Raw genomic sequence first — 12,513 nt, forward strand, 5'->3', positions numbered from 1 at the left:
CGGGTTTTCGACCTCTGGACAGGGCCTGCGCCGCGTGGCTTCATGCGGCCATGACCGAACCCGCCTTGCAAACCCCCGGCTTTCCCCGGATCGACTCCGTCGGCTTGGACGGGCTGTTGGTGCGCTTTGGCGAAACTTTGATGGAACCGGCGAACAGGGCCGCCTTGGCCTTCAAGGCAGAGGTCGAGCGGGAATGCCCTGAGGGGGTCGAGGAGTGTTCGACCTCGCTGGTGTCGTGCTTTGTACGCTTTGATCCTTTGGCGGTGAACCCAACGGACCTGACAGCGCGGCTGGCGCGTCTTGTATCAGCCCGCGACTGGTACGACGCGGCTTTGCCTGAAGGGCGGCGTTTCCTATCCATCCCAACGGTTTACGGCACGGAACTGGCCCCGCAACTGGACGAGGCCGCGCAGGCCGCCGGGATGAGCGCCGCCGAGGCGATCCAATCGCTTTCAAGCGCCCGCGTCCGGGTCACCGCCATCGGTTTTGCGCCCGGTCAACCCTATCTGGGCACGCTGCCCGAGGCTTGGGACATCCCGCGCCAGACGGCCCTGACGCCGCAGGTGCCGGTCGGGGCGCTGGTGGTGGCGATCCGGCAATTGGTGCTGTTTTCGGTGACGACTCCGACTGGCTGGCGCCATGTGGGACAGACCGCGGTGAGGCTGTTTCAGCCCGAAAGCGACCGGCCTTTCCTGCTGCGTCCGGGTGACGAGGTGCAGTTTCCCTCGGTCACGCGTGAAAGATTTGAAACCCTGCGCGGCGATCCCTTGGGCGGCTTGACGCAAGAGGCGTTGCCATGAGCCGCGCTCTCATCGTTCAACAGGTCGGGCCGGGCGTGACGGTGCAGGACAGGGGCCGCACCGGGTATCTGTCGCAGGGCCTGTCGCGCGGAGGCGCGGCGGACCCTTTGGCACTGGCCGAAGGGGCTGCGCTGCTGCGACAGCCGATTGGCGCGGCTTTGGAAATGGCCGGCATGGGCGGCCGGTTTGAAGTGACAGCACCCACACGCATTGCCCTGACCGGCGCACCGATGAAGGCAACCCTGGATGGCGCGGCCTTGGCGTGGCAGGCCTCGCATTTGATCCCGCCCGGCGTGGTTCTGGAGATCGGCGGTGCCAGTGCTGGTGTCTATGGCTATCTGACCTTTGGTGGCGGACTGGCTGTGCCCGAGGTGCTGGGCGCGCAAAGTGCGCATCTGGCCGCTGGTCTGGGGGCGCCCTTGGCAGCAGGGGATCGTTTGCCGCTGAGCGAAGATCCGGGTAAGGACACCGGGCTGATCCTGATGCCGGAGCCGCGCTGGAGTGGCGGTGAGCTGCGCATTCTGCCCAGTCTCCAAACCGGGCTTTACCCCGATGAAGACCAAACCCGATTTGCCGAAACCCGCTTTTCCCGCGATACGCGCGGCAACCGGATGGGGGTGCGGCTGGTGCCCGAGGGCGAAGGTTTTGGCTTGCATGCGGGGCAAACGATCCTGTCCGAGGTCATCACCCCCGGCGACATCCAGATCCCCGGCGATGGCGCGCCCTATGTGCTGCTGTCCGAATGCCAGACTACGGGCGGCTACCCGCGCATTGGCACGGTCATCCCGCCGGATCTGCCGCGGATCGCTCAGGCGCCTGCGGGCAGCGAAATCCGTTTTCGCTTTGTAACCCGGGACGAGGCGCTGGCGGCGCAGGCGTCTTTCGTCAAACACATCAAGGCGCTGCCGGGGCTGGCCGCGCCGATGTTCCGCGATCCGGCGCAGATCGCGGACCTTTTGTCCTACACTTTGATCAGCGGCGCCATCACCGGAGAAGAAGAGCCATGACGACAGTCGATCTGAACGCCGATATGGGCGAAAGCTTTGGTCCATGGGTAATGGGGCAGGACGCGGAACTGCTGAAAGTCGTGAGCTCGGCCAATATCGCCTGCGGGTTTCACGCGGGCGACCCGGACGTGATGGCGCAGACCATGCGCGTCGCCACGGCGCAGGGCGTGGGCATCGGCGCGCATCCCGGTTTTGCCGATCTTCAGGGCTTTGGTCGCCGCCGTATGCATCTTCCCGAGGCATCCTTGCGCAACATGGTGCAGTATCAGGTTGGGGCTGCGCTGGCCGTGGCGCGGGCGCAGGGGGGCGCGGTGCGGCATCTCAAGCTGCACGGTGCCTTGTCCAACATGGCCTCGGAAGACGAGGCGCTGGCCGAGGCCTGTTATGGCGCCGCGCTCGAAGTCGCGCCCGAGATCATCGTCATGGTGCTGGCGGCAACGGCGCAACAGCGCGTGGTCGAACGTCTTGGCTGTCTTTGGGCGGGCGAGATTTTCGCCGATCGGGCCTATAATGCCGATGCGACGCTGGTGGATCGCAGCCTGCTCGGGTCGGTGATCCACGATCCCGAGGTCGCCGCGCCGCGAATCGTCAAGATGGTGCAGGCCGGGGCGATCTTGCCAGAAGAGGGCGCGCCGATCCCGACTGCGGTCGATACGATCTGCCTGCATGGGGACGGTGCAACGGCCTTGCAGATCGCCCGCGCGGTGCGCGCCGGATTGGAAGGCGCCGGGATCAAGGTCCGCGCCTTTGAAGGACGGCGCGGAGCTTTGCTCTAGTTGGCGCAGTCCGCCAGACGCTTGGCCATGTCCTCGATCAGCGCCGGGTAAAGCGCGCTGCCCGGTGTCAGGGCCGTACCCATCGGGTCCAGTTCGACCGCCGGCACATCGGGGGCAATCGCCTGCACCAGTTTCCGGTTGGCGCCGGGCTCCAACAGGATGCAGGCGGGCGGCTCAGCTGTGAGACGATCGCGCAGGCCGTCCAGAAACGCAGGGCCCGCCGGGGCGGCCTCGCTGTCCGAAAGCGCGCCAATCACCGTCAGATCAAAGCTATGCTCAAAGTATTGAAAGGCATCGTGAAAGACCGCGATGGGAACACCTTTCAGGGCAGACAGATTTTGCCCTGTTTGATTGGCGAGGTTTTCGATCCGCAACGCAGATTTTACGGCATTCTCCTTGTAGTTCAGTGCGTTGTCCGGATCCTGTTCAGCCAGCGCATCGGCGATGATGCCCAGCCAAAGCTGCGCATTTTCGGGGGCCAGCCATAGGTGGGGATCAACGTCTTCGCCCGCGTGAGCGTCATCTCCGTGGTCATGTTCGTGGCCGAACCCTTCAAGTTCGCGGTAGGGCAGCGTCAGCGTGCCTTGCGTCTCGCTCAGGACAATCCGCGCGGCATTTGGCGCAAGTGTATCCAGCGCTTCGGCCAAAGGCGGTGTCAGACTGGGGCCGATCCAGATCACCAGATCAGCCTGCGCCAAGGTCCGCGCCTGACTGGGTTTCAGCGCAAAATGATGCGCCGAGGTGCCGGGCGCCAGCAGCAGGTCTGGCTCTGCGACCCCGTCCATCACCATGGCCACAAGGCTGTGCACCGGGGCGATGTCGGTGACGACATGCAAAGGTTCGGCCCGGGCAGAGGCGGACATCAATATCAGGGCAGCGACAAGGCGAAACAGCATGGCAAGATCTCGGAGTGTTATGATATAACGTTTCCTGCGGCTTGTAGCGCGTTACGATATAACATATCAAGCCCCGGAATCTCGCCAGGGAGCAGGCCATGGATGCCAAAGGCTTTGTCCGCCATGATCACGACAATTGCATCGCCTCGACCTTGCAGGTGGTCGAACGGGAATGCGACGAGCGCGGTCTGCAACTGACCCCCGTGCGGCGCAAGGCGCTTGAGGTATTGGTGGCGCAGCATCGTGCCATGGGTGCCTATGATGTGCTGGAAAAGCTGCGCGATGCGGGGCTTGGCTCGCAGCCGCCGGTGGCTTACCGGGCACTCGATTTCCTTGTGACGCATGGCTTTGCGCATCGGATCGAGCAAATGAACGCCTTTATCGCCTGCGCCCATCCGGGCCAGCGGCATGCCCCAATCTTTCTGATTTGCCGCGGCTGTTCGGCGGTGGTCGAAGCGCCGGGAAGGGCGGCCAGTGATGCCTTGCAGGCGGCGGCGGCCGAGATTGGCTTCGTCACCGAACGGGTGGTGATCGAGGCCGAAGGGCTCTGCCCCGGATGCGCAAAGGCCAAGGCATGAGTGTTCTGATCGAAACCGATGGGCTGACGTTGCATATGGGCGGTCAAGAGGTGCTGCGTGATGTGAATTTCGCTCTGCATCCGGGCGAAATCGTCACTGTCGTTGGTCCGAATGGTTCGGGCAAATCGACGTTTCTGCGCAGCCTGATCGGTGCGGTGCCGCCGTTTGCGGGCAAGGTAAGCCGCAAGCCGGGCTTGCGTCTGGGCTATGTGCCACAAAAGTTGGCGCTTGATCCCAGTCTGCCGATGACGGTCGATCGGTTCCTGAGCCTGCCCGACCGGATCCCGGCCCATATGAGCGCCGCCGCCCTGTCCGAAGCCGGAGCGGCAGGGTTTGCAGGCCGCCAGATCGCCGATTTGTCGGGCGGGCAGCTTCAACGCGTTTTACTGGCGCGGGCGCTTCTCAATCTGCCCGAGGTGTTGCTACTGGATGAGCCGACCCAAGGGCTGGACCAGCCGGGGCAGGCGGCTTTCTATCGCCAGATCGAAGAAGTGCGCGACCGGCTGGGCTGCGCTGTGCTGATGGTCAGCCACGAGTTGCACGTCGTGATGAGCGCCAGTGACAGGGTGATTTGTCTGAATGGCCATGTCTGCTGCGAAGGGCATCCCGAAGTCGTCGCGCAGGCCGAAGAATACCGCGCGCTGTTCGGCACTGGCACGGGCGGCGCGCTGGCGCTGTACCGGCACGAGCATTCGCACAGCCATGACCACGCGCATGACCACGAGGGATGCGACCATGCTTGACGATTTTCTGGTGCGCGCTGTCTTGGGCGCGGTTGGCGTGGGGCTGGCGGCGGCGCCTTTGGGCAGCTTCGTCGTCTGGCGGCGCATGGCTTATTTCGGCGACGCCACGGCACACGCCGCGATTTTGGGCGTCGCACTTGCCCTGGCATTTTCAGTGCCGGTGATGGCGGGCACTCTTGTCGTGGCTCTGGCCATGGCGCTGCTGGTTTCCCGTTTGAGCGGGCGCGGATACGGCAGCGACATGCTGCTTGGCGTCGCCTCGCATTCCGCTTTGGCTTTGGGGCTGGTGGCGGCCAGCCTCGTGGCCGGCGCGCGGCTGGATCTGAATGCGTTCCTGTTCGGTGACATCCTGAGCGTCGGCAAGACTGATCTCGCGGTGATCTGGGGTGGTGGCGCTTTGGTGTGGGGATTGCTGGTCTGGCGCTGGCAAAAGCTGCTGACCGCGACCGTTTCCCCCGATCTTGCCTGGGCCTCGGGGATCAATCCCGAACGGGAATCGCGGATTTTGATCGTGGCGCTGGCCATTGTAGTCGCGGTGGCGATCAAGGTTGTGGGGGCGCTGCTGATCGGGGCTTTGTTGATCATCCCGGCGGCGGCGGCACGCGGCCTTGCCCGCACGCCGGAGCAAATGGCGCTGTGCGCCTGTGCAATCGGCGTTCTCGCGGCGCTGGCCGGATTGTGGGGCGCGTGGGAGTTTGACACACCCGCAGGCCCGAGCATTGTTTGCGCGGCTGCTGGGCTGTTTTTGATCAGCCTGGTGTTCCGCAAGGTGAACTGACGCGCCAAGGGGCTTTGCCTCGGGGTGGCAAGGGCCGGTTATTGCAAGACATTTTTGCGCGACAAACTGCGATGTGAAAGTTCTGGTATCCACCTGAGTGTGCCGCCTGTTCACAGGCGACTTGCAACGTTCTGATCTGAAAGAAAATGGTGGGCGACCCTGGAATCGAACCAGGCGTGAGTCGCCTCGAGGGAGTTACAGTCCCCTGCCACACCTTGCGGCCTGTCGCCCACCGTGCGCCGGGGCAAACCCGGCGTGAGGGGGGGATTACCTATCCACAAAAGCGGCGTCAACAGGAAATTCCCTTGCTCTGGCAGGTTCGCCCGTGCAGACAGGCGCCAAAGGGCAAAAGGCGCGGATCATGGTGAAGAAACCAAAGTGGGTTGTGGCAAAGGAACAGGCGAAAAAGGCCAGTGCAGCCGAAACGGTCTGGCTGTTTGGCTTGCATGCGGTGCGTGATGCCTTGCTCAACCCAAAGCGCGAAAAGCTTCAGCTGATTCTGACACCAAACGCGGCGGCCAAGCTCGAGGATGCAATCAAGGACAGCGGTCTCGAACCTGAAATTCAGGATCCGCGCCGCTTTGACGTGCCGATTGATCCGCAATCGGTGCATCAGGGCGCGGCGCTGGAAGTGAAACCGCTGGATTGGGGCAGTCTTGAGGATGTCGCGCTAGGCGAAGGGCCTGCGCGGGTGATCCTGCTCGACCGGGTAAGTGATCCGCACAACGTCGGGGCGATTCTACGCTCGGCCGAAGTGCTGGGGGCACGGGCAGTGATCGGCACGCGGCATCACGCCGCGCCGGAAACCGGGGCGCTGGCCAAGACCGCCAGTGGCGCGCTTGAACGCCAACCTTACCTGCGCGAACGCAACCTTGCCGAAGCCATCGAGAAACTTCAGGCCATGGGCTATCTGGTCCTCGGGCTGGACGGCGAGGCCGAGCAAACCATCGAAGAGGCGGTCGAGGGGCTGCGCGACCGCGCCATCGCGCTTGTGCTGGGGGCAGAGGGGCCGGGGCTGCGGCCGAAGACCAAGGAAACAGTCGATAAATTGGTCAAGATCGAAGCGCAGGGGGCTTTTGGCTCGCTCAACGTCTCCAACGCCGCCGCCGTGGCGCTTTATGCGGTGCGTGGCTAAGGGACGGGCGATTTTTCCGAGTGTCGCCATCGGCGCGACGAAATCCGCGCCCTTGTTTGCCCCCCCAAAGCAAACCGCAAGGGCTGGAGGTGTAGGATAAAAAGCAGGCGCGATGTGCCGAATTTGCTGTCATGGCGCAGATCAAGTCGGGATGGAACTGGCCTGACGTCGACCGAAGGTTGAGGCTTGAAAAATCGGACGGCCCCGCCCATTTAGCCGTCATGCCCCACACCAAGATCGCAACCTGTACATACTGCGGCACCCGCGCCGCGCTGGTCATCAATCAGCAGCGGCACGAGCTTGTCTGTTCCAGCTGTGGCGCGCCGCTGCACGACCTCAAGATGCTGAAACAGGGCGCGGCCGACCCTGAGCGCCATGCGCCGCCTCGCAAGGGGAAAAAGGGCAAGACCCGCCATGAAGGCTGGCACGGCGCGCCGCACGCCCCGCAGGAGCGTAAAGGCCACCCCGAACGCAGGCGCAAAAAGAAAAGTCGCAAGGGGCTGGCGCGCTCGATCTTTGAAGAGGCTTTCGATCTGATCGAGGATATCTTCGATTAACGCGCATCCAATGTGCCCCACGTCATAGCGCATCCGCTCTGGTCTTTGCGGCCCCTCTGGCGTATCTGCAAAGGCGAAAGAGACGGAGGCCCCATGGTCGATTACGAGACTCCCGGCGCGGTGGAAGAGAACCTGCGCGACGCGATTTCTTCGGTCGAAGAGATCATCGAGGACGCCCGCAACGGACGAATGTTCATTCTGGTGGACCACGAAGACCGCGAGAACGAAGGCGATCTGGTGATCCCCGCGCAATGGGCGACGCCGGATGCGATCAATTTCATGGCGCTTTACGGTCGCGGGTTGATCTGCCTGTCGATGACCAGCAAGCGGATCGACGATCTCGGGCTCGAGCTGATGTCGACGAACAATTCGTCGCGGCACGAAACTGCCTTTACCACCTCGATCGAGGCCCGCGAGGGCGTGTCCACTGGCATTTCCGCCGGGGATCGCGCGCGCACGATCGCGGTGGCGGTTGATGCCTCGAAAGGAGCGCAGGACATTGCGACGCCGGGACATGTGTTCCCTTTGCGCGCCCGTGACGGCGGGGTGCTTGTTCGTGCTGGCCACACCGAGGCCGCTGTGGATGTCGCGCGTCTTGCGGGGCTGAACCCCGCCGGGGTGATCTGCGAGATCATGAACGACGACGGGTCCATGGCGCGTCTGCCGGAACTGATCGCCTTTTCGCAAAAGCATGGGCTGAAAATCGGCACGATCAGCGATCTGATTTCCTATCGCCGTCGCCACGACAACCTCGTCCGCGTCTGCAAGGAAGAGGTGATCACCAGCGAATTTGGTGGTGAGTGGAACATGCGTGTCTACACCGATACCACCCACGGCGATGAACATATCGTTCTGTCCAAAGGCGACATTTCGACCCCCGAGCCGGTTCTCGTGCGGATGCACGCGATGGACCCGATGCTGGATGTGATCGGCACCGGCCCCAAGGGGCGGGCGGATGAATTTGCCCATGCCATGCAGGCGGTGGCCGCCGAGGGGCGCGGAGTGGTTGTGCTGCTGCGTGACACCTCGATGAAGCTGGACATGCAGGAAGACGTGTCGCCCAAGACGCTGCGGCAGTACGGGTTGGGCGCGCAGATCCTGTCTTCGCTTGGATTGTCCAAGCTGGAATTGCTGACCAATTCACCCACGCCCAAGGTCGTCGGGCTTGATGCCTATGGGTTGGAAATCGTCGGCACCCGCAAGATCTCGGAGCTGGGCTGATGGCATCGAACGAAACACACTACACCCTGCCGCGCCCGGAATTTGACAAGCCGGTCAAGATGTTGATCGTGGTGGCGCCGTATTACAAGGACATCGCCGACCAGTTGGTCCAGGGGGCGATTGCCGAGATCGAAGCCGTCGGCGGATTTCACGAAACCATCGAAGTGCCCGGCGCTTTGGAAGTGCCTTCGGCCATTGGCATCGCCGAACGGATGAGCAACTTTGACGGTTATGTCGCCCTTGGCTGCGTGATCCGGGGCGAAACGACTCATTACGATACGGTGTGCAATGACAGCTCGCGCGGGCTGACGCTGCTTGGCCTCCAAGGGCTTTGTGTTGGCAACGGCATTCTGACCGTTGAGAATTACGAACAGGCCCGCGTGCGGGCCGAGGCTGCCGGTCAGAACAAAGGCGGTGGGGCTGCGGCTGCGGCCTTGCATCTGATCGCGCTTGCCCGTAGGTGGGGCGCTTCGCGCAAGGGGGTCGGATTCGTCCCGTCGCGCGATGAATTCCAGATCGCAGGCGAGCCCAAGGGACCAAACCGCGCATGAGTGCACTTTCCGGCAACCAGAAACGTAAAATGAAAAGCGCCAGCAGGCTTTACGCGGTGCAGGCGTTGTTCCAGATGGAACAGTCCAACGTGGCCGTTGACCGGGTCCGGCAGGAGTTTCTGGACTTTCGTTTTGGTGAAGAACAGATCGAAGGCGAAGAGATGATCGAAGGCGACGTCGAGCTGTTCGCCAAGCTTCTGGACGAGGCCGTCAGCTATCAGGCGAAGATTGACCAGATGACCGACCGCGCTTTGGTCGCAAAGTGGCCCATCGCCCGGATCGACCCGACGCTGCGCGCGCTGTTCCGTGCCGCTGGCGCTGAACTGGTGGCGATGCAAACGCCGCCAAAGGTTGTGATCGTGGAGTATCTGGACGTGGCGGCGGCGTTTTTCCCGGACGGGAAAGAGGCAAAATTCGTCAACGCCGTTCTGGATCACATGGCACGCGAAGCGCGGCCCGACGCGTTCTGAGAACGGGCCCTTTCAACCGAAACACCGCTGCGGGACATCCGCGAACAAGCCGGACATAGCGACGATAGTCCGAGCGAGGATTGGCCTGCGTCCATCCATCGCGTGATTGCCTCTTGTTTCCTCGCAAATTCGATCTATTCTATTTATGGAATGCGAAGGAGACGATCCATGCCACAGCTTATCCGCCTCTACATCCGTCAGGTGATCGCCGGTTTCGGCCTGTCTGCGATCTTTGTGGCGCTTTTGCTCAAGTTCGACGTCGCCAACCTTTGGCATCTGGTGACGCATAGCGATGGCGGGATGGTCGCCGTGCTCATGCTTTGGGTGTTCAACGGGATCGTCTTTGCCGGAGTACAGTTCGGGATCAGCATCATGCGGATGGCCGATCATGATGACACCAGCGGCGGCAAGCGTCAGTCACAGGTCACGCCGGTCAAGGCGCGGGTCTTGGTTGCGGCAGACAAGCCACGCAGCGTGCTGAAATTCCGTAAGTTGCGGTAATCATCGCCGATACTGTCTGACAGGCGCTCCGGATTGGGGCGCCTTTTTTGTGTGTGGTCAGAGAGTTCGAGGACGGCTTTGGCAACCGGCATATTTTGCCGGTGTAAAATATGACGGGAACCGCCGCGGACGTGTGGATAGTGCATTCCCGAGGACCTGTATATACAGGTGGGCGCCAGGTAACGAAGCCACGGCTACGACAGAGCCAGCTCCCTCGGATTTGCTTAAGGCCACCGGAATGTATCCGTTCACGGAAAGGGCAGAACCCGCCAAGCCCTCAGGTAAGGCGCCACAGCGGCTATGACAAGGGGGGCCTGTATAATCGTGTTGGAAATGCGGGCCGATATCTAAATTGTCCCATATAAACAATCGCTTGCCTCAGGCGCTTAGCCATCGTCTTTTGTGACGAAGCCGTAGCGCGCCAGTTCTTCGGGCAGCAGGACATAGATTTCATCGGCAGGCGTGGCCAAAGCGTGGCGCATGACCAGCGGATCGATGCCCATATCGGACAGATACTCCATGACTTCGGCCTGCCCGCGCTGAATATCCGAAACCGCCAGAAAGGCCGGCAGCAGAGAGTTTTCGCCAAAGCTGTGCTGGTGCACGCCGACGCTTGCGGCAGGGGCGATGTCGCGCGTGGTGCCGCCCGCAAGAAGGTAGGGGCAGGCGGAATAACAATACTCGCCGGGCAGCATCCGGGTGGCTATGCCTGCGTCCCGAAGGTGCCGCCCGATCTCCAGCGCGTCGCGGACCGATCCGCCGGGGCTTTGCACGATCAAGGTTTCGACAGCCGGAGAGGTGCCCGACAGTTGCGAGATGATGCGCGGGGCATCGTCCGAGGCGATAGCGCCTTCCAGCCGCCACGTGCCGTTCTCTTGGGTGAGAGTCAGGCGTTCGGGCAATTGGCCGGGGTCGCGGGCAGGGCGGATTGCCGGGCGGTCTTTGTCCGGGGCGAACAGCCGGGTCTGATCGCCAGGGCGAACCGGTTCAGACAGGCGCGGGGCATCCGGGGCAAAAGACGGCAGGGCAAAGGCGCCGGCCTGCATGTCAGACAGCACCAGAAAAGCGCCAATCCCGAGCTGAAAGATCAACACGGCGGACAGGGTGCGCGCAACCGTGCGGGCCTTCATGCGCTTTTGCCTTTCAGCTCTGACACCTTGTCACTGGCGTGCGGGGCACTGTCGTCGGTTGTCTGCTTGGCAGCGTCAGGGTGGCCGAGGGCGCCTTCCACATCGCGGATCGCGTTCACCGCGGCGCGCAGTTCGGCCAAGGTCAGGGTGTCCTCGATCGAGGCGCCTTCGCGGCCTTGCCGGATGGCGGCATGGGTGATGGCAAGGATAAAGACCAACACGGCTGGCAGCAGGTCAATGGCGATGGCGCCCGCCCACGAGGGCACAAAATTGCGGGCGTACAGGATCACAGCATCTGCCGAAGAGATCGGAGTATAGGTGACTTCGGACGGGGCCTGCTGCGAGGCCACGTTTTGCGCCGCCTTTTCCAGCGTGGCCGCGCGGCTTGCCAGAACATTCAGCACCGATGTGATGGTCGCCGCCTGATCCGACCGGGTTTCTTCGGTGCGCCCGTCCAGTTCCGGCAGAACAACCGAGGCCGAAAGGTCTTGCGCCGCCCGCTCCACCAGTTGCGCGACGGAAAGCTGGCGCAACTGGGTGATCAGGCCCTGAAGGCGCACGGCGGCCTCGGAAAACTCGACCGAGCGGGCCTCGACCGGGCCGGGCTCGACCGTGAGGGCGCGCATCCGGGACAGGATGGTATTGCCCTCGGTAAAGGCGTTTTCCACCAGTGGGGTCTGGGCCTTGATCTGCGATTCGAGGGCGGTCAGCTCGGCGCTTTTCTGGCGCAACACGCGGAACACAGCGCCGCGGCCAGCCAGACCAGACAGCGATCCGGCAGCCTCTTGTTCGGACAGATCTTCAAACGATTGGCGCACCCGCGCAACATCACGTTCCAGTGCCTGCCCGGACAAAGCGATCTCATGCGCCCGTTCCAGCGCGCTTTGGTAATCCTGCACGGTTTCGGCAAGGTGTTGTTCGACGGCGGCGGATCCGGCCAGTGCGGCGGCGTTCAGCCACGATGACATGGCGATGATGGCCAGCGACCCAAGGCCCATGGCGCCCAGCAGTCCGGCGCGGGCGCGGGCCGTGCGCACGGCGGGGAACAGCCGCATGAGATAGGACCAGAACACGAAGATCCCAACCGACACGGCGACGGAATAGGCGATCGCGGCAAAGACCGACATGGCGCCGTTTTCGTCCAGCAGGGAAGACACCCCAAGATAGGTGTAGATCCCCGAGGCCACCGCCAAAACGCCAAGCGCGGTCCCCGAGAAGGTTTCCAGCCAGTTCAGGTGGGTTTCGAGTTCGCGCGCATGGCGCACCCCGCGCGCCTCGGCGCGGGTGAGGTTGTGATCGTCTGCCATGCGGCCCCCATCTTAGATACAGTCCATAAAGATAGCGGGATTTCAGAGATTTAGAAGGTCTGC

At 62.9% G+C, this 12,513-nt stretch carries 15 protein-coding genes and 1 tRNA gene; 12 read left to right on the plus strand and 4 right to left on the minus strand.

The window, feature by feature from the left end; genetic code table 11:
• Window positions 1-50 precede the first annotated feature (50 nt).
• Genes ACOYQJ_RS18700 through ACOYQJ_RS18710 form a run of 3 tightly spaced genes read left to right on the plus strand, consistent with a single transcriptional unit; the run spans window position 51 to window position 2,583 of the window.
• Window positions 51-800, plus strand: coding sequence for a 5-oxoprolinase subunit B family protein (locus ACOYQJ_RS18700; protein ID WP_422907524.1), 750 nt, complete (start codon window positions 51-53; stop codon window positions 798-800).
• Window positions 797-1,807 (plus strand): 5-oxoprolinase subunit C family protein, encoded by a 1,011-nt coding sequence (locus ACOYQJ_RS18705; RefSeq protein ID WP_422907525.1) that lies wholly within the window; start codon window positions 797-799, stop codon window positions 1,805-1,807. The genes ACOYQJ_RS18700 and ACOYQJ_RS18705 overlap by 4 nt, the downstream gene beginning before the upstream one ends.
• Complete coding sequence (locus ACOYQJ_RS18710; RefSeq protein ID WP_422907526.1) at window positions 1,804-2,583, plus strand: LamB/YcsF family protein; 780 nt, start codon at window positions 1,804-1,806, stop codon at window positions 2,581-2,583. Before ACOYQJ_RS18705 ends, ACOYQJ_RS18710 begins: the two co-directional genes overlap by 4 nt.
• Here the strand turns inward: ACOYQJ_RS18710 and ACOYQJ_RS18715 are convergent.
• Entirely contained in the window at window positions 2,580-3,479 is a 900-nt protein-coding gene (locus tag ACOYQJ_RS18715; protein ID WP_422907527.1) for a zinc ABC transporter substrate-binding protein, read from the minus strand. The genes ACOYQJ_RS18710 and ACOYQJ_RS18715 overlap by 4 nt on opposite strands.
• Window positions 3,480-3,577: 98 nt before the next feature.
• Between ACOYQJ_RS18715 and ACOYQJ_RS18720 the strand changes: the two genes are divergently transcribed.
• From ACOYQJ_RS18720 to ACOYQJ_RS18730, 3 genes are read left to right on the plus strand one after another with little or no spacing between them, the layout of a single operon-like run.
• Complete coding sequence (locus tag ACOYQJ_RS18720; RefSeq protein ID WP_422907528.1) at window positions 3,578-4,057, plus strand: transcriptional repressor; 480 nt, start codon at window positions 3,578-3,580, stop codon at window positions 4,055-4,057.
• Window positions 4,054-4,800, plus strand: coding sequence for an ATP-binding cassette domain-containing protein (locus ACOYQJ_RS18725; protein WP_422907529.1), 747 nt, complete (start codon window positions 4,054-4,056; stop codon window positions 4,798-4,800). The genes ACOYQJ_RS18720 and ACOYQJ_RS18725 overlap by 4 nt, the downstream gene beginning before the upstream one ends.
• A complete protein-coding gene (locus ACOYQJ_RS18730; protein WP_422907598.1) occupies window positions 4,793-5,578 on the plus strand; it encodes a metal ABC transporter permease in 786 nt (261 codons plus the stop codon). Before ACOYQJ_RS18725 ends, ACOYQJ_RS18730 begins: the two co-directional genes overlap by 8 nt.
• Before the next feature lie 147 nt (window positions 5,579-5,725).
• Here ACOYQJ_RS18730 and ACOYQJ_RS18735 read toward each other — a convergent pair.
• Window positions 5,726-5,809, minus strand: a tRNA-Tyr gene (locus tag ACOYQJ_RS18735).
• 130 nt (window positions 5,810-5,939) lie between these two features.
• Between ACOYQJ_RS18735 and rlmB the strand changes: the two genes are divergently transcribed.
• The 6 genes from rlmB (at window position 5,940) to ACOYQJ_RS18765 (ending at window position 10,013) form a co-directional block, all read left to right on the plus strand.
• Window positions 5,940-6,713: a 23S rRNA (guanosine(2251)-2'-O)-methyltransferase RlmB gene (gene rlmB / locus ACOYQJ_RS18740; protein WP_422907530.1), complete on the plus strand. Its 774-nt coding sequence runs from the start codon at window positions 5,940-5,942 to the stop codon at window positions 6,711-6,713.
• A gap of 131 nt (window positions 6,714-6,844) precedes the next feature.
• On the plus strand, window positions 6,845-7,270 hold the full coding sequence (locus ACOYQJ_RS18745) for a hypothetical protein (protein WP_422907531.1): 426 nt from the start codon (window positions 6,845-6,847) through the stop codon (window positions 7,268-7,270).
• Between the two features lie 93 nt (window positions 7,271-7,363).
• Complete coding sequence (gene ribB / locus ACOYQJ_RS18750) at window positions 7,364-8,491, plus strand: 3,4-dihydroxy-2-butanone-4-phosphate synthase (protein WP_422907532.1); 1,128 nt, start codon at window positions 7,364-7,366, stop codon at window positions 8,489-8,491.
• Complete coding sequence (locus tag ACOYQJ_RS18755) at window positions 8,491-9,042, plus strand: 6,7-dimethyl-8-ribityllumazine synthase (protein WP_422907533.1); 552 nt, start codon at window positions 8,491-8,493, stop codon at window positions 9,040-9,042. The genes ribB and ACOYQJ_RS18755 overlap by 1 nt, the downstream gene beginning before the upstream one ends.
• Complete coding sequence (gene nusB, locus ACOYQJ_RS18760; protein WP_422907534.1) at window positions 9,039-9,512, plus strand: transcription antitermination factor NusB; 474 nt, start codon at window positions 9,039-9,041, stop codon at window positions 9,510-9,512. The genes ACOYQJ_RS18755 and nusB overlap by 4 nt, the downstream gene beginning before the upstream one ends.
• A 168-nt stretch (window positions 9,513-9,680) precedes the next feature.
• Window positions 9,681-10,013, plus strand: coding sequence for a hypothetical protein (locus ACOYQJ_RS18765; protein ID WP_422907535.1), 333 nt, complete (start codon window positions 9,681-9,683; stop codon window positions 10,011-10,013).
• A gap of 386 nt (window positions 10,014-10,399) precedes the next feature.
• On the opposite strand, the gene ACOYQJ_RS18770 is transcribed toward ACOYQJ_RS18765, so the two are convergent.
• Window positions 10,400-11,143 (minus strand): COG3904 family protein, encoded by a 744-nt coding sequence (locus tag ACOYQJ_RS18770; RefSeq protein WP_422907536.1) that lies wholly within the window; start codon window positions 11,141-11,143, stop codon window positions 10,400-10,402.
• Complete coding sequence (locus ACOYQJ_RS18775; protein ID WP_422907537.1) at window positions 11,140-12,450, minus strand: hypothetical protein; 1,311 nt, start codon at window positions 12,448-12,450, stop codon at window positions 11,140-11,142. The genes ACOYQJ_RS18770 and ACOYQJ_RS18775 overlap by 4 nt, the downstream gene beginning before the upstream one ends.
• Window positions 12,451-12,513 lie beyond the last annotated feature (63 nt).

This window comes from Pacificoceanicola algae, from assembly GCF_049341065.1.
GTDB lineage: Bacteria > Pseudomonadota > Alphaproteobacteria > Rhodobacterales > Rhodobacteraceae > Pacificoceanicola.